General features: G+C 61.6%; 14 protein-coding genes and 1 pseudogene. 7 read left to right on the top strand and 8 right to left on the bottom strand.

All coding sequences use genetic code 11. The features are described from left to right. The first annotated feature begins 441 nt into the window (after nucleotides 1-441). From dsrA to ABGT79_RS08590, 4 genes and pseudogenes are all read left to right on the top strand, one after another. A complete protein-coding gene (gene dsrA / locus ABGT79_RS08605) occupies nucleotides 442-1,761 on the top strand; it encodes a dissimilatory-type sulfite reductase subunit alpha (RefSeq protein WP_294484865.1) in 1,320 nt (439 codons plus the stop codon). A gap of 18 nt (nucleotides 1,762-1,779) precedes the next feature. After that, a pseudogene (dsrB, locus tag ABGT79_RS08600) lies at nucleotides 1,780-2,922 on the top strand (dissimilatory-type sulfite reductase subunit beta); the annotation flags it as partial. A gap of 84 nt (nucleotides 2,923-3,006) precedes the next feature. Continuing rightward, entirely contained in the window at nucleotides 3,007-3,234 is a 228-nt protein-coding gene (locus tag ABGT79_RS08595) for a dissimilatory sulfite reductase D family protein (protein ID WP_273525181.1), read from the top strand. A 137-nt stretch (nucleotides 3,235-3,371) separates the two neighbouring features. After that, nucleotides 3,372-4,754, top strand: a complete 1,383-nt coding sequence (locus ABGT79_RS08590) for a cobyrinate a,c-diamide synthase (RefSeq protein ID WP_346665836.1) — start codon at nucleotides 3,372-3,374, stop codon at nucleotides 4,752-4,754. Between the two features lie 415 nt (nucleotides 4,755-5,169). On the opposite strand, the gene ABGT79_RS08585 is transcribed toward ABGT79_RS08590, so the two are convergent. The 5 genes from ABGT79_RS08585 to nth all read right to left on the bottom strand — a co-directional run bounded on the left by ABGT79_RS08585 (nucleotide 5,170) and on the right by nth (nucleotide 9,173). Then, the gene (locus ABGT79_RS08585; RefSeq protein WP_346665835.1) at nucleotides 5,170-6,114 is read right to left on the bottom strand and encodes an amino acid ABC transporter permease; all 945 of its coding nucleotides are present in this window, start codon (nucleotides 6,112-6,114) and stop codon (nucleotides 5,170-5,172) included. Then, a complete protein-coding gene (locus ABGT79_RS08580; RefSeq protein ID WP_346665834.1) occupies nucleotides 6,093-6,902 on the bottom strand; it encodes a transporter substrate-binding domain-containing protein in 810 nt (269 codons plus the stop codon). The genes ABGT79_RS08585 and ABGT79_RS08580 overlap by 22 nt, the downstream gene beginning before the upstream one ends. After that, nucleotides 6,899-7,699 carry an amino acid ABC transporter permease gene (locus ABGT79_RS08575; RefSeq protein ID WP_346665833.1) on the bottom strand — a complete coding sequence of 267 codons (801 nt, stop codon included), beginning with the start codon at nucleotides 7,697-7,699 and terminating at the stop codon, nucleotides 6,899-6,901. The genes ABGT79_RS08580 and ABGT79_RS08575 overlap by 4 nt, the downstream gene beginning before the upstream one ends. 16 nt (nucleotides 7,700-7,715) lie before the next feature. Then, entirely contained in the window at nucleotides 7,716-8,429 is a 714-nt protein-coding gene (locus ABGT79_RS08570) for a hypothetical protein (protein ID WP_346665832.1), read from the bottom strand. Nucleotides 8,430-8,498: 69 nt separating this feature from the next. Beyond that, nucleotides 8,499-9,173, bottom strand: a complete 675-nt coding sequence (gene nth, locus ABGT79_RS08565; protein WP_346665831.1) for an endonuclease III — start codon at nucleotides 9,171-9,173, stop codon at nucleotides 8,499-8,501. A gap of 285 nt (nucleotides 9,174-9,458) precedes the next feature. Here nth and ABGT79_RS08560 point away from each other — a divergent pair, with 285 nt between their 5' ends. After that, the gene (locus ABGT79_RS08560; RefSeq protein WP_346665830.1) at nucleotides 9,459-10,403 is read left to right on the top strand and encodes a carbohydrate kinase family protein; all 945 of its coding nucleotides are present in this window, start codon (nucleotides 9,459-9,461) and stop codon (nucleotides 10,401-10,403) included. Nucleotides 10,404-10,605: 202 nt separating this feature from the next. Here ABGT79_RS08560 and ade read toward each other — a convergent pair whose 3' ends face one another. Together ade and ABGT79_RS08550 are read right to left on the bottom strand one after the other, a co-directional pair. Then, on the bottom strand, nucleotides 10,606-12,333 hold the full coding sequence (gene ade, locus ABGT79_RS08555) for an adenine deaminase (protein ID WP_346665829.1): 1,728 nt from the start codon (nucleotides 12,331-12,333) through the stop codon (nucleotides 10,606-10,608). A gap of 2 nt (nucleotides 12,334-12,335) precedes the next feature. Next, on the bottom strand, nucleotides 12,336-13,475 hold the full coding sequence (locus ABGT79_RS08550; protein WP_346665828.1) for an MFS transporter: 1,140 nt from the start codon (nucleotides 13,473-13,475) through the stop codon (nucleotides 12,336-12,338). Nucleotides 13,476-13,807: 332 nt separating this feature from the next. Here ABGT79_RS08550 and ABGT79_RS08545 point away from each other — a divergent pair, with 332 nt between their 5' ends. Next, nucleotides 13,808-14,638 (top strand): SDR family oxidoreductase, encoded by an 831-nt coding sequence (locus ABGT79_RS08545; RefSeq protein WP_346665827.1) that lies wholly within the window; start codon nucleotides 13,808-13,810, stop codon nucleotides 14,636-14,638. 150 nt (nucleotides 14,639-14,788) lie between these two features. Further along, the gene (locus ABGT79_RS08540; protein WP_294484888.1) at nucleotides 14,789-15,274 is read left to right on the top strand and encodes a ferritin; all 486 of its coding nucleotides are present in this window, start codon (nucleotides 14,789-14,791) and stop codon (nucleotides 15,272-15,274) included. Between the two features lie 366 nt (nucleotides 15,275-15,640). On the opposite strand, the gene lpxC is transcribed toward ABGT79_RS08540, so the two are convergent. Continuing rightward, nucleotides 15,641-16,492, bottom strand: a complete 852-nt coding sequence (gene lpxC / locus ABGT79_RS08535; protein WP_346665826.1) for a UDP-3-O-acyl-N-acetylglucosamine deacetylase — start codon at nucleotides 16,490-16,492, stop codon at nucleotides 15,641-15,643. Nucleotides 16,493-16,530: the final 38 nt, after the last annotated feature.

The raw sequence follows: 16,530 nt of genomic DNA, 5'->3' as shown, positions 1-16,530 counted from the left end.
CTTGGTTTTTGCCTTGTCATCCAAGCTTCAAACATTTTTGTATAAAAATTTAAGTCTGATATTTCAATAAATTGAAAAATCAACTCCGAAATGATTTTTCGTAAATCCCCTGCGCTCGTTCCGTTTAGGAACCATCCGCAGATGCGAAAAAGGAGGGAGAAATCCCGCTTTCATACTTTACCCATTGAAAATACAGCATTTTCAGCCTTTTTTCCGTTTCCTCCCGCCCGGGTGGCTTGTGAACAGAACCGGAGCTATTGTGCTCAAGTTCAAAATAGGGTAGGTACGGAGTACACACTGTAAGGCCGGGACTGTACTGTGCCCTCGCACATCCGGCCAGGTTTTGGTGTATCAGGGGTCGCTCTGTCTGAACGGAAAGTTTTTCCGGCTCATTGGTTGGCAAAGCGACAGACCCATAATCAACCATGTGGAGGTAAGGCAATGGCGAAACATGCAACCCCCCTGTTGGACCAGCTCGAATCCGGGCCCTGGCCCAGCTTTGTATCTGATATCAAGCAGCTTGCCGAAAGCAGAGCTAAGAACGCTCAGGGCTTGGATTATCAGATTCCCAGCGACGCTCCCGAAGATCTGCTGGGCATTATGGAACTTTCCTACGAAGACAAGGAAACCCACTGGAAGCACGGCGGCATCGTCGGCGTGTTCGGTTACGGCGGCGGCGTTATCGGCCGTTACTGCGACCAGCCCGAAAAGTTCCCCGGCGTGGCCCATTTCCATACCGTCCGCGTGGCTCAGCCTTCCGGCAAGTTCTACAGCACCGAATATCTGCGCGGCATCTGCGACATCTGGGATCTGCGCGGCTCCGGTCTGACCAACATGCACGGTTCCACCGGCGACATGGTGCTCATCGGCACCCAGACTCCTCAGCTTGAAGAAATCTTCTACGAACTGACCCACAAGATGGAAGTGGACCTCGGCGGTTCCGGTTCCAACCTGCGTACCCCCGCTGCCTGCATGGGCATGTCCCGCTGCGAATACGCCTGCTACAACACCCAGCTCGCCTGCTATCAGCTGACTCAGGACTACCAGGACGAACTGCATCGCCCCGCGTTCCCCTACAAGTTCAAGTTCAAGTTCGACGGCTGCCCGAACGGCTGCGTGGCTTCCATGGCCCGTTCCGACTTCGCCGTCATCGGCACCTGGAAGGACGACATCAAGATCGACCAGGAAGCCGTGAAGGCCTATGTGGCCGGTGAAGAAGGCTTCAAGCCCAATGCCGGCGCCCACTCCGGCCGCGACTGGGGCAAGTTCGACCTCCAGAAGGAAGTCATCGACCTCTGCCCGACCCACTGCATGAGCTGGGACGGCAACAAGCTGTCCATCGACACCGCCAACTGCGTGCGCTGCATGCACTGCATCAACACCATGCCCCGCGCTCTGCACATCGGCGACGACCGCGGTGCCTCCATCCTTGTCGGCGCCAAGGCCCCCATCCTCGACGGCGCTCAGATGGGCTCCCTGCTCGTTCCCTTCATCCCCGCGGAAGAACCCTTCGACGAAATCAAGTCCATCATCGAAAAGATCTGGGACTGGTGGATGGAAGAAGGCAAGAACCGCGAACGTGTTGGCGAAACCATCAAGCGTCTCTCCTTCCAGAAGCTGCTTGAAGTGACCGAAATTCCGGCCATTCCTCAGCACGTCATCGCGCCCCGCACGAACCCCTACATTCTCTTCAAGGAAGAGGAAGTGCCCGGCGGCTGGACCCGTGACATCGCTGCTTACCGTCAGCGTCACCTGCGCTAATCAGAGAGGAGAGCAAAAATGGCTTTTATTTCTTCCGGTTACAATCCTGCAAAACCCATGGAAGGTCGTATCTCCGATATCGGACCCCGCAAGTACGACTCCTTCTTCCCTGAGGTCATTGCCAAGAACTTCGGCAAGTGGCTGTACCACGAAATCCTGGAACCCGGCGTGCTCATGCATGTGGCCGAAAGCGGCGACAAGGTGTATACCGTCCGCTGCGGCGGCGCCCGTACCATGACCACCGTGCACATCCGCGAAATCTGCGAAATCGCCGACAAGTACTGCGGCGGTCACGTTCGCTGGACCACCCGTTCCAACGTGGAATTCATGGTCACCGACCTTGAAACCCTCAAGGCCCTCAAGGAAGACCTGGCTTCCCGCAAGTTCGCTGCCGGTTCCTACAAGTTCCCCATCGGCGGCACCGGCGCCGGCGTCACCAACATCATCCACACGCAGGGCTGGCTGCACTGCCACACCCCCGCCACCGACGCCTCCGGCCCGGTGAAGGCTCTGATGGACACCGTGTTCTCCGACTTCCAGAACCATCGTCTGCCCGCCCCCGTGCGCATCTCCCTGGCCTGCTGCCTCAACATGTGCGGCGCCGTGCATGTGTCCGACATCGGCATCGTGGGCATCCATCGCAAGCCCCCGATGATCGACCAGGAATGGGTTGACCAGCTCTGCGAAATTCCTCTGGCCGTCGCCGCCTGCCCCGTGGCCGCCGTGCGTCCCGCCAAGGAAGACTTCAACGGCAAGAAGATCAACACCGTGGCCATCAAGCAGGAACGCTGCATGTACTGCGGCAACTGCTACACCATGTGCCCCGCCCTGCCCATCTCCGACGGCGAAGGCGACGGTGTGATCATCATGGTCGGCGGCAAGATCTCCAACCGCATCAGCCGTCCCAAGTTCTCCAAGGTCGTCGTTTCCTACATCGAAAACGAACCGCCCCGCTGGCCCACGCTGTGCGCCACTGTGAAGCGCATCCTCGACGTCTACGCCGAGAACGCTCACAAGTACGAACGTCTGGGCGACTGGGCTGAACGCATCGGTTGGGAAAAGTTCTTCGAACTCACCGACCTGGAATTCACCCCCCAGCTCATCGACGACTTCCGCGAACAGGCCTACTTCAGCTGGCGTCAGTCCACCCAGTTCAAGTTCTCTGAACTGGCCGCCGAAGCCTACAAGGGCGCCGAAGCCCACGCTGAAGCCGCTGCCGCCGGCGTGACCGAAGAAGACAAGGCCCTGGTGTACAACTGGCTCGTCGAAAAGACCAGCAAGCCCGGCGCCAAGACCAAGTTCTACTTCAACCAGTTCCTCGAACTGTTCCCCGGCGCCAGCCCCCGCAAGGTCAAGAACGTCCTCACCGCTCTGGTGGACGACGAAAAGGTGGCTTACTGGTCCTCCGGTTCCACCACCATGTACGGCCTCAAGGGCGCCGGCAAGCAGGGTGCCACTGAAGAAGGCGAATAATATCGCCCCTGCCTCGGCGGGATTCCGACGGGCCGTTTTCTAGGCGGCCCCCGGCACCTTTCCAGCAAGCTGGAACTTCAAGGGGAAGATCTTTCGGGATCTTCCCCTTTTTCCTTACCTTTTTTCCTTTTCTTCCCATGCAGCAGCCTCGACTCGTCATTTCCGGACTCTCCGGCGGAAGCGGCAAAACTCTGGTTTCTCTCGGGCTCTCCCGCCTCTTCACCCGGCGGGGACTCTCCGTGCAGCCCTGCAAAAAAGGGCCGGACTACATCGACTACGCCTGGCTCTCCCTGGCCGCGGGAAAACCTGCCGCCTGCCTTGACCCGTACTTTCTGAACGACGAGGCCCTCGAACGTCAGTTCTGCTGCGTCTGCGCCCGGCGCAGGCCCGACATCGCCGTCATTGAGGGCAACCGCGGACTGTTCGACGGTCGCGATCTTCAGGGCTCCTGCTCCACGGCGCATGTGGCGCGTCTTCTGAAGGCCCCCGTGGTGCTCACCATGAACTGCGCAAAAATGACCCGCACCGCAGCGGCCATCGTCTCCGGCATGGCGAATTTCGAGAAGGACCTGCACCTTGCGGGCGTCATTCTGAACAACGTGGCCGGAGAACGTCACGGCTCCATGCTGCGCCGGGCCATCGAAAGCTATACCGACATTCCCGTGCTCGGCATTCTTCCGCGCCTCGGCAGCAATCCCCTGCCGGAGAGGCACATGGGCCTTTCCCTGAACACGACCGACACTTCCCTTCACGCCGTGCTCGACAAGCTGGCCGACACGCTGGAAGAACACACCGATGCGGGCGTTTTTCTCTCTCTTGCGCGCACCGCGCCGCCGATTCCCGATATTTCTGAAGACGACGCGCCGGTGACCGTTCCCGCCGAGCGCCCCCGCATAGGCTATGTGCAGGACAGAGCCATGTGGTTCTACTACGAAGAGAATCTTGAGGCTCTGCGCGACGCGGGAGCCGACCTTGTCCGCCTCGACCTCTTCGACGACGCCCCCTGGCCGCAGATCGACGGCCTCTACCTCGGCGGCGGCTACCCGGAACTTTTTGCCGACGCCATCAGCGCCTCGTCCCATCTCGCAGACATCCGCGCGCTTTCGCTGGCGAATCGGCCCATCTACGCCGAATGCGGCGGCTTCATGCTGCTGTGCCGCTCTCTTCTTCTCGACGACGGCGAACATCCCATGGCAGGCCTTCTGCCCGCGCAGCCCCGCTTCTACCGCCGCCCGCAGGGCCTCGGCTACGTCACGGCCCGCGTCGTTGCGGAGAACCCCTTTCACCCGCTGGGCAGAGTGTGGCGCGGACACGAATTCCATTACTCCCGCTGCGAATGGCCCGATAACCGGCGTCCGTCCTGCTGCCTCACCCTGTCCCCGGGCACGGGCATGTACGAAGAACACGGCACGCACTGCGACGGTCTGCTCGTTCGCCGCACCTTCGCCTGCTGGACGCACCTTTTCGCCCCCGCCGTCCCCCACTGGGCAAAAAACTTTGTTGAGGAATGCAGGAAGTAGGGGAGATGAGCGGGGGAAGGAGGAAACCCTTTTGAAAAAAGGCTTTCCTCCTTCCCCCGCCCCCCCCATCCTCTTTCCGAAAACTTTTATCGGGGCGACGGGGAGTTCTGTCAGTCAGGGCGTAAGCGGCGATGAGAGCGCTCGGCAGTGCCTGTTAGGGCTGGGGAGCTCGGGCGGCAAGTCCAAGGCGTTGAGGGCACTGGAAGCAAAAAGGCAGAGGTTCCCGCAGTACGGGGCGGCGTTCTGTTTCGGTTGCCTCAGCTTTCGTGCCGAAAGTCTAAAAAATGCGGAACGCTTTTGCTTCCGCAGATACCGAAAGTTAAAAAAAAAGCGTCCGGGCGGTTCCGTCCGGACGCTTTTTCAAAGATGGGTGGGAAGGAAGGTTACAAGCTGCAAAGAGCGGCCTCCAGCCTCTCTAGCCTCGGCCGGCGGAAGCGCTCCGGCGTCGGAATTCCCGCCGCTCCATGCGGCGACCGAGCCACGCCCAGAAGCAGGACACGCCAAGGTACAGGGCTGCGGTGACGATCCAGAGTTCAAAGGTCATGCGGGAAACGGCCATGACCTCAAGGCTCTGAAACGTGAGCTCGGGCAGGGAGATAGCCGAGGCCAGCGCCGTTTCCTTGAACACGGAAATGCACTGTCCCGTGAGCGGCGGAGCCATGATGCGGAAGGCCTGCGGCGCAATAACCCAGCGCAGCTGCTGCCACGCGTTCATGCCGAGCGAGGCCGAGGCGTCCCACTGCGTTTCGTCCACGGCTTCCAGCGCGCCGCGCACTATTTCCGCCACGTACGCGCCCGAATACAGCCCCAGCGTGAGCACGGCCGCCGCCATGCGGTCCATCTGCCCCGCCGGAGCGAACAGAGCGGCACAGGTCTGCTGCGCCCATGCGGGCAGCGAGGCCACGGCGTCTTCCACTCGCAGAAAGGGTTCCGTGAAAAAGGAGCCGGCAAAAAAGTACACCAGAAACAGCAGCACCAGCGGCGGCGTGTTGCGGAGCACGGTGATGTAGAGCGTGGCGGGCCAGGCCGCAAAGCCCCGCTGCCTCGCGGAAAGCGCACCCACAAGACCGCCGGAAACAAGCGCGACGATCAGCGACCAGAACCCCAGCCTGAGCGTGCCGAAAAGCCCCTTGAGCAGCATGCCCGCCTGCCACGCGCCGGACGCGTCGCGCGACACAAGATACGGCCACAGCGCGCTCCAGTTCCAGTCGTGCTGCGTCACGCTCGCGGAACGCCAGCAGAACGCCGCCGCCAGAAAAACGGCAGCAAGCACAAGCACGGCGTCCCACGAATTCAGTTCGCGCCAGCTGCGGGCCCCGCAATGCCCGGGAATGCGGTTCAGTTGAGCCTGCTCTGCCATGCGTCGGACTTGAACCAGTAATCGCGGCGTTCCTGCAGCCAGCCTTCCTCTTCCACAAGACGGATCCAGCCGTCGAACACGTTGAGGGTGTCGAAATCGCCCTTGGGCACGGCAAAGGCCACAGGCTGCATGGCAAGGCCCGTTTCAAACTTCTGCACCAGCGTATCGCCGTGCTTCAGCGTTTCCATGGCGGGCAGCGGCGCGCTGGAAACAAAGGCGTGCGCCCGGCCGGAAAGTACTTCCTCCACCGCCGGAGCCTCGTCGTTGAACATGCGCAGCGTCGCCTTCGGGAACAGCTTCGTTGCGGCCGCGGCTGCCGTGGTGCCGGTGCGCACGGCAATGACGACGCCTTCCCGGTTCAGATCCTCAAGCCGGTTGATGTCGCCGGACTTTTCCTTGTTGAGAGTGAGGTCCACGTAGGCGTGATCGTAGGGAATGGAGAAGTTCACGGACAGAAGACGCTGCGGCGTGATGCTCATGCTGCCGATGATGACGTCGAACTTGCCGGAAAGCAGCGCAGGAATGATGCCGTCCCAGCTGGTGGGCACAAGCTGCAACCTGACCCCGAGATCGGACGCCAGACGCTCGGCCACGTCGATTTCAAAGCCGATGTACTTGCCTTCCTTGTCCTGCATGGCCCACGGCACGAACGAGGAAAAGCCCACGCGCAGCGTGCCGCGCTGCACGACCTTCTCGATGACGGAATCGCGAGGAGCCGCACTGCCCGCGGAAGGCAGACAGAACGACAGACCGAGAGCCAGCAGAAAGGCGGTGAACAGATGTTTCATGAGTGCTCCTTTCGTTCCAGAAGCCGGGCAGGAATGCTGACCAGCGAGGTGAGAACGAGGTAGACGGCCGCAGCAAGCAGCCAGAGTTCAAAGCTCAGAAAAGTGTCGGTAATGACCACGCGGGTGCGCATGGTCAGATCCGCCACGGCAATGGCGCTCACCAGGGAAGTATCTTTGATGAGCGAAACAAGTTGTCCGGCCAGCGCGGGCAGTCCCTGCCTGACGGCCTGCGGAATAACGACCAGCCGCGCCGCCATGCCCACGGGCATGCCGAGGCTCAGGGCGGCTTCCCACTGACCGCGGGGCACGCCCATGACGCCGGCGCGGAAGATTTCCGCAATGTACGCGCCCTCGAAGAGACCGAGGGAGAGCACCGCCGCCGCAAACGGCCCCATGCCGAGCGCGGGAGCCGCCACGAAATACACCATGAAAAGCTGCATGAGCAGCGGCGTGTTGCGCAAAACTCCCAGCGCCATGCCGGAGAGCGTGCGCGCCGCGGGCGAAGCGGAAAGACGCATGGCGGCCAGCGCGGCGCCCCACAGGAGAGCCAGCGCCAGACTGACCAGCGTCAGTTCCAGCGTCACGCCGAGAGCCTGCGTGAGCACGCCCGGCGTGAACGATCCGTCTTCCCACACGCCGACGTAGCGCCACACCCGATACCACTGCCAGCGGTACTGTTCAGAGGCGGCGTCAACAAACCACCAGACCAGGGCCGCCATGACCGCAAGCAGCAGCAAAGGCCGCCACAAGGCCCTGAGGCGCGCTTTTCTGGCAAATACGACGCAGGAATCGGGCATGCGGCCTCCGCTTCCGTCAATGGCTCAGCGACGTCTGCCGGAGCGAAGAGCCTTCCTCCAGCTTGCGATGCACGGTGCGGCTGTCCGCCGCTTCCGTCATGGTGGACTGTCCCTGGAGAAATTCCATGACGTTGGTCTCCACGAGCTCGCCGCCGGAAGCGTCGTTGCGCACGGTCACCCGGCTGTACACGTGATCGAGCACCATGAGCACGTACGGCTTGAGCACGGGCGTCGTGAGATTGATGATGACGAGATAGTATTCCCGGAAGCGCTGCGGCGTGTCGGTGTAGCCGGTGCGGCAGTTCACCAGCCAGTCGTCCACGCCGTCGTTGTTCCAGTCGGTCACGGCCACAAGTTCCAGAGTCACGCGGTTCATGCCCTGCTCGATGACGGCCTTGTTGTCCTGATATTTCACCCTGGCGTCGGGCGTGAGCATGGCCCGGAACGTGGGCGCCACGGCCAGATGCGAACCCGGGAAGCGGAACGCCGGAGAGAGTCTGTCCACCAGCGTCTTTCCCGCGTCGGCGGGGCGGGTGGAAAACATGGGCGAATACCAGTCGCCCTTTTCATCGACAATGTTCTTCTTCAGCATCACCGGACGCATGGCCCGGGACATGGCCACAAACTGCCCGCCGTCCAGAGCCTCCACCATGCGGCTGTTCTGGGGGGCGCACCCCGCGGCAAGAGAAAGACAGGCCGCCAGGGCCAGGCAGGCATAACGCTTGTTCATGAGCTACAACCTTCTTTGATAAACGAACCGGGGCGCAAGGCCGCGTCCGTTATTTGCGGTTAATGTCGGTTATTTTTTCCGCACGGGCGGTTCGGGCGGCGTTTTCACGCCCTTGCGCGGGCACAGATCGTAAAGTTCACACTCGGAGCAGGCAGGACGGCGCGCGTCGCACACGTCGCGGCCGAACCAGACCAGCCGGTGATTCACGTCCCCCCACTCTTCGCGGGGAAAAATCTTGATCAGATCCTGCTCGATGCGAACGGGATCGGTATTCTTTGTCAGGGCGAGTCTGAAGGACAGGCGCTTGACGTGCGTGTCCACGGCAAGCCCCTCGTTGATGCCGAACCCGCCCCAGAGCACCACGTTGGCGGTTTTCCGCGCCACGCCGGGCAGGGTGACGAGTTCTTCCAGCGTGTGCGGCACTTCGCCGCCGTAAGCCTCAACAACGCGCTTCGCCGCGCCGATGAGATTTTTCGCCTTGCTGTGATAAAAGCCCGCCGCGTGTATCACGTCTTCGAGCTCTTCCTGCGGGGCGCGCGCCAGCGCCGCAGGATCGGGCCAGCGGCGGAACAGTTCCGGCGTGATGGTGTTCACGCGGGCGTCGGTACACTGGGCGGCCAGTACCGTGGCCACGAGCAGCTCCCAGGGATTTTTATGATCGAGCATGGTTTCCGGCTCAGGATAGCGCTTTTTGAGGCGTGCCAGCACGACCATGGCGCGATTTGTCTTTTCCGTTGCTTTCATCGAAATCCTCCGCGCCTGAACTGTTCCCGGCGTCGGCCCGGGGCGGACGACGGCATGCGGCGCGGCATGCGCGTTCTTTTTGCGCCACAGCGCGAAAAACGTCCGCCACCCTGCGGCGCGGACTCGGGAATCAATGCCCCCTTTCTGCCACAATATCGCCCGGCGGGCAAGAAAGCCCCCTGCTCCCTGCGCAGAGCATACTTGTCAAATCCCCCGCACTGCCGTTAAAACCAAAAGAAAACAACCATGCCCGGCGGCATGTGAATCCATCCAACGGAGTCCTGCATGATCCACGTTTCCGGTTCCCTCGCCTTTGACCGCATCATGACCTTTCCCGGTCACTTTGAAGACCATATTCTTCCCGAAAAGCTGCACTTTCTGAACGTCTCCTTTCCCATCGACCGCCTTGAGGAAAAAATGGGCGGCACGGCGGGCAACGTGGCCTATTCCCTGGCGCTGCTGAACGAGCGTTCCGTGATCTACGGTGCCGTGGGCAAGGACTTTGCCGACTACGGACGCCGCCTCGCCGACATGGGCATAGACCTTGCCGGCGTGAAGGTCGACGACGGCGACTTCACCGCCTGCTGCTACATCATGACCGACAGAAGCAGCAACCAGATCAACGCCTTTTCGCCCTCGGCCATGAAGACCGCCGTGTTTCCGGCAAAAACGCCCGTCGTGCATCAGGGCGACTGGGGCCTCGTGGCTCCCGGCAACGTGGACGACATGGTGAACCTGCCCGCGTTCTACAGAGAACACGGCATTCCCTACATTTTTGATCCCGGCCAGCAGATCACGGTGCTCGGCGGCGATCAGCTCGCCTCCGGCCTCACCGGCGCGCATGTGCTCATCGGCAACGACTATGAAATCGACCGCATCGAAAAGATGACGGGCCTCAGTCGCGACGCTCTTCTCGACCGCGTGGAATTTCTCATCGTGACCTTCGGCGGCAAGGGCTCCGTGATCCTTCACAAGGACGCCCGCCCCTACGAGATTCCCGCCGTGCCCGTCGAGCACGTGTCCGATCCCACGGGCGCGGGCGACGCCTACCGCGCCGGTCTGCTCAAGGGCCTGCACAGCGGCATGGGCATGGCCTTCTCTGCCAGACTCGGCACGGTGACGGCCAGCTTCTGCGTGGAACAGTACGGCACCCAGCTGCATTCCTTCACGCCGGAAGAATTTCAGGCCCGTTACGAATCCTGCTTCGGCCCCATGCCCGTGCTGAAGTAGTTCCCGGCAGGGCAGAGCCTTCCTGCAAGAAGCAGCCGGGCTCGCGCGGGGCAGCGCCGCTCACCGCACGAAGCGCCTTCCGGAGGCTTCATCTGGCGCGCATCACGCAATCACGCAGTCACACAAAAAGCCCGGCGATCCCTGCGGATCCCCGGGCTTTTTCCCTTCGCGGAGCTCTGGCCCGCGAAAACAATGACCTTGCCTAACGCGCGGCGTCCACGTCCACAAACGTGAATCTCTCCACGTCGAACAGGCCGCGGGCCGTGAGCTTGATGCTCGGAATGACCGGCAGCGCCAGGAAGCTGAGCGTCATGAAGGCGTCCGCTCCCTCCCAGATGTGATAATGGGACGACGCCAGTTTGAGCAGCTCGTTCAGCCTTGCGGACACTTCCGCGGCCGGGCGCTCGCTCATGAGGCCGCCCACGGGCAGCGGCAGTTCCGCCAGTACGCGACCTTCCGAAACCATGACTATGCCGCCCTGCAGGCGTTCCACTTCCCGCACGGCAGCCAGCATGTCGGCTTCGCTGTCGCCGGCCACCACGATGTTGTGCGAATCATGGGCAATGGTGGTGGCTATTGCGCCGTTTCTGAGGCCGTAGCGGCCATCGAGAAGGCCCACGCCCATCTTGCCCGTGGCGTGATGACGCTCCAGCACGGCTATCTTGAGAAGCCCGGGATTGCGGGCAAGCTCCACCTCGCCGTCCGGGCCCGTTTCCACCGAACGCAGCAGGCACTCCGTAATGAGGGAGTGCGGACGCAGACCGATGACACGCGCCCGACCCGACGGCACGTAAACGGAAAACGGGCGTTCGGGCAGCGGAGCCACGGACACGCTGGCGCACAGATCGCCGGGGTCGCGCATGGGCAGCGAACGCAGCATGCTGCCGTTTTGCGCCACAAGCTCGCCGCCAGCCCAGCAGGAAATCACGCGAAAATCCTTCAAATCCTCCACCAGCACGAGATCCGCGCGACGCCCCGGAGCAATGCCGCCGCGGTCGCGCAGACCGTAGCACTCGGCCGCGTTCAGCGTGGCCATGCGCACCGCGCTCACGGGATCCAGCCCGAAACGCACCGCCATGCGCACATTGTTGACGATGTGCCCGCGCTCGATGATGTCGGAAGGCTGTCTGTCGTCGGTGCAGAACAGGCAGCGACGCTGATTGGCAGGCGTGAGCCCCGGCAGAAGATGCAGAAGATCACGCGAGGCCGAGCCCTCGCGCAGCAGCACGTACATGCCGCGCGCAATGCGTTCCTCCATTTCCTCCACGGTGGTGCATTCGTGATCGGTGCTCACTCCGAGCGCCGCGCACACGTCAAGCGTTTCCTTCGACACCATGGGCGAATGCCCGTCTATCACCTTGCCCGCGGCCAGCGTGCGCTCAAGCTTGTCCAAAACGTCGTCGTCGCCGGCCACAAGGCCGGGCACGTTCATCATTTCGGCAAGGCCGCCCACCTTGTCGTCGGCAAGCAGGGGCGCAATGTCGCCCGCGCGAAGCACGGCTCCGGCATCCTCCACGGGCAGCGCGGGCACACACGAAGGCAGCATGACGCGCACGTCGAGCGGCAGATCGCGCGAAGCCTCCAGCATGTAGCGTATGCCGTCCATGCCCTTGACGTTGGCTATCTCATGCGGATCGGCCATCACGGTGGTGGTGCCGAACGGCAGCACCAGCTCGGCAAAGCGCGCGGGGCACAGCATGGACGATTCAATGTGTACGTGACCGTCGATGAATCCGGGCAGGAGGAAGGCTCCCCTGCCGTCCACCACTTCACGGGCCTCCAGCGCGCCGAAGCCGAGTATGCGCCCCTGCCCCACGCTCACGGAGCCTTCCCGGATTTCTCCGCTGAACACGTCCACGATGCGCACGTTGTCGATGCGGAAGTCGGCGGGCGTGCGTCCCGTCGCCATGGACCAGAATTCCTTGTTCATAGCTATCCTCTGCTCTGGGTGTTTTTCATGCGGATTTCCCTGTCCACAAGCTGCGCGAGCAGCAGGGACATCACCGTAAGTACGGCGCCGAAGAGAAACACCGACTGGTATCCCCAGCTCGTCCACATCCATCCGCCCAGGGCGGGAATGGTCACGGCGGGAATGTGGTTGATGGTCTGGGCTATGGCCATGTTGGGCGCTGCATCTTCGGGGAAGGCGATCTTCTGGAAGAAGGTGCGCACCGCAATGGAAAAGTTGAAGGTGAGGCTGTCGAACACGTACAGCAGCACGATGAGGTATTCGTTCTTCGTGTAGGCGTAGCCGAGGAAAATGACGAAGGCCGAAATGTACTCAATGGTCATGAGCCGCCGCTCGCCGAGGCGGTTGATGATCTTGCCCACCATGGGATTGAACATCCAGTTCACGGCGTAGTTGAACATGAACATGAGCGACACGCTGCGCACGGAAAAGCCGAACTGCTCCACCATGAGGAACACGGCGAACACGGAAAACACGATGCGACGGCCGCCCATGAGCAGGTTGAGCACGTAGAAGAGCCAGTAGCGCTTCTGGGGCAGCATTCTCTTGCGCTGCTTCGGCGGACGGCTGCCCGTGAGCGGATGCACGAGGCCGAAAAATCCGAGCACGAGGCCCACGGCTCCGGGCACAAAGAACAGCCAGACAAAGCTCAGCTTTTCGGAAAAGAGAAACACGAACACGGAAATCATGAGACTGCCGCCCGCCACCAGGCCGCGCAGCCGTCCCATGACGATGGGCGTCTGCTTAAGATCGAAGTGCTGAATGGCCAGGGAATTGTTCAGGGCTTCAAAGTAGTGGAAGCCGAAGGACATGAGCATGCTGGTGAAGATGATGGGCACGAAGGACGGGAAAAATCCGGTGAGCATGGTGCCGAGGCCCGCAGCCATGACGGAAAGGGCCGCCAGACGGTGTTCCTTGATGAAGAACAGAAAAAAGATGAGCGTGACGCCCAGAAGGCCGGGCAGTTCCCGCAAACCCTGCACAAGACCGCTCTGCGCGGGCGTGAGACCGGCGTAGTTGACCACGAAGTTGTTGTACAGCATGGTCCAGCCCTGCATGGCCACGGTGGAGCCGAAGTTGAGCATGGCCATGAAAAGAAGCACGTGTTTTTTGGATGCGGGAAGTCCTGTAAAAAGCGCCATATATCGCACCTGCCCTTGATTGAGGCGTTGTTCGGCCGCGTCTTTCCGTCTCGCGACGGAAGTTCGCCGGAATCCGCAACGCGAAAACGTTCAGCGAACCCCGTTCCGAGGAAAATAAAGTTCAGGTGTATGCCTTATCGGCCGACGCGTCAAAGGGCGACAACGCAAGGGGCTTCTGCATGCGGAAGCGCGGCAAAGAGAGAATCCGGCAAGAATACGGCAATATCGAATCTATACCTCTCGCCTCCGCGCGCCTATACCGTAGGAACACTCAATATCACAAGGAGTTTTCCATGAACAACGTCATGATACTCTTCGGAGCAGGTCAGATAGGTCTGGCCATAGCCAGACGCACAGGCAGCGGCAAAAGCATCATCATTGCCGACAAAAAACGGGAGTACGCCGAAGAGGCCGCCTGCGTCATGCGGAACGCAGGCTTCAACGCCACGGCGGAAGAGGCGGATCTCTCCTCCCGCGACTCCGTGCTCGCGCTGCTCGACAAGGCGCAGCGACTCGGCCCGGTGACCATGCTTGTGAACGCGGCCGGCGTGTCGCCGAGTCAGGCTTCCGTGGAAACCATCCTCGCCGTGGATCTGTACGGCACGGCCATGCTGCTCGAAGAGACGGGCAAAATCATTGCTCCTGGCGGCGCAGGCGTCACCATATCCAGCCAGTCCGGGCATCGGCTGCCCGCGCTCGGCGCAGACGTCGATGAAGCGCTGGCCCTCACGCCTGCGGACAAACTGCTCGAACTTGACGTGCTGCGTCCCGAAAACATCCGCGACACTCTGCACGCCTATCAGCTCGCCAAGCGCTGCAATGTGAAGCGGGTCATGGCGGAAGCCGTCGCCTGGGGCAGACGCGGAGCACGCATCAACTCCATCTCTCCCGGCATCATAGTCACGCCGCTTGCCATAGACGAATTCAACGGGCCGCGCGGAGCCTTCTACAAGGACATGTTTGCCCGCTGTCCGGCCGGACGCCCCGGCACGCCGGATGAAATAGCCAATCTGGCGGAACTGCTTTTGAGCGACCGGGGTTCCTTCATCACGGGCGCGGATTTTCTGGCGGACGGCGGAGCCACGGCCTCGTGGTATTACGGACCTCTGCGGCCGAACGCATAATCCGCCCTCGGCGCGCCTCACTCCACCTGCACGCTACGACGCCGCGACATGAGTTTTTTGCTCTCAGTCATGACAACTCCCTGAAAAGACACTACGCTTTGTCATAAGACGGTGCAGGTCCGCGCCGCCTTTCAACCAAGGAGAACCGTCATGGACGCACAGGTGGAAGCGCTGCTGAAGGATCAGATCAACAAGGAACTCTACTCCGCCTATTTTTATCTGGCCATTGCCGGATTCTATCAGGGCCGGAGTCTGGACGGCTTCAGTCACTGGTTCGCCCGGCAGTCGCAGGAAGAACAGGGGCATGCCATCAAAATTCTGAACTATCTTCAGGACAACAGGGTGGACGTGGAATTTGCCGCCATCGCCGGGCCGGTCACGGACTTTCAGAACAACCGCGAGCCTCTGGAAGCCACGCTCAGGCACGAGCAGTACATCACGTCGCTCATTCACGATCTTTACCGCGAAGCGCGCGACGCCGACGATTTCCGCACCTGTCAGTTTCTGGAATGGTTCATTGCCGAACAGGGCGAGGAAGAAAAACAGACCGGCGATCTCATCGCCAAGTTCGACCTTTTCGGCGACGACGCCCGGAGTCTGTATCTGCTGAACGCGGAACTCAAGGGCCGGGCTTAGGATTCGGCGCGCGGGCAGGACGCTCCGCATTTCCCCTGTCGGCGGGGGCATAGCGTGGGAGCTCCGCGTCCCGCGAGGCGTTTTTTGGGCCGACCGCCGACGCGCCACCCGACAAAACCGAGCCGGCCGAACGGGCCGCAACGCTGCGGATTCTGAAGGCGCTGCGCCGCACCTTCCGTTTCGGACGCTTTTTCTCAGACATCCCGCAAGTGCGCAAAAGGGGGAGCGACTCTCATCGCTCCCCCTTCTTTTTACTCGTCCGGCGGAGAAAACGCCGATTCTCCGACGCGGCGTCCGACGAATCTTCCGGCAGCCCGCGCCTGTTCAGGCCGCCGGAAAACGCGCGACGCGTCTTCCGGCGTCAGGCTAAAGATTCACGTATTCCAGCAGGCCCTCGCCGCGCACGAGCTCCCGCAGAAAGGCGTTGTTGTGCCCGTGCCCGGAGCAGGACACCGTAAAGGCTCCCTGCAGCGGCGTACCGAGCATGGCCATGTCGCCGATGAAATCCAGCATCTTGTGACGCACGAATTCGTCGGGGAAACGCAGCCCTTCCTTGTTGATGACGCCTTCATCGCCCACCACGACCACGTTCTGCAGCGAGCCGCCGCGCGCAAGACCGCGGCTGTGCAGGTATTCCACTTCCTTGAGGAAGCCGAAGGTGCGGGCGGACGCCACTTCCTTTTCAAAGGATTCCGGCGTGACGTTCAGCGCAAAGTGTTCCTCCCCGATGACCGGATGCGGGAAACGGATGGTGTAGTCCACGTAAAAGCCGTCGAAGGGGCGCACAACAATGGACTTTCCGTCCTTTTCCAGCGAAAACTCGCGCGTCACGCGCGCCACGCGACGGGGCGCGTTCTGAGAACGAAGGCCGACGCTGAGCAGAGAATCCACCACCACCATCGCCGAACCGTCGAGAATGGGGGCTTCGCCGCCGAAGACGTGAACTTCCACGTTGTCCACGGCAAGACCGTTCAGGGCGGCGAGCACGTGCTCGATGGTGGACACGCTGACCTTGCCGTCGCTGATGGTGGTGGCCAGTTCCGTGGTGCTCACGGCTTCCGGACGGGGAGAAAGCAGATGCACGCCGTCGTCGGAATGAATATGAAAAACAATACCCGAATTTTCCGCAGCAGGACGGAACTCCACGCTGACTTCATGGCCGGAATGCAGGGAAATCCCCCTGCAGGTGACAGTGCCGCCAAGAGTGGTCTGGGGCATGACGATCTCCTGAACGCCCGGCGGAACATTCCGCCGCG

It is taken from the genome of uncultured Mailhella sp., from assembly GCF_963931295.1.
Classification (GTDB): Bacteria; Desulfobacterota; Desulfovibrionia; order Desulfovibrionales; family Desulfovibrionaceae; genus Mailhella.
The sequence above is the reverse complement of the archived record's forward strand: the minus strand, read 5'-3'. Positions and strand labels throughout refer to the sequence as shown.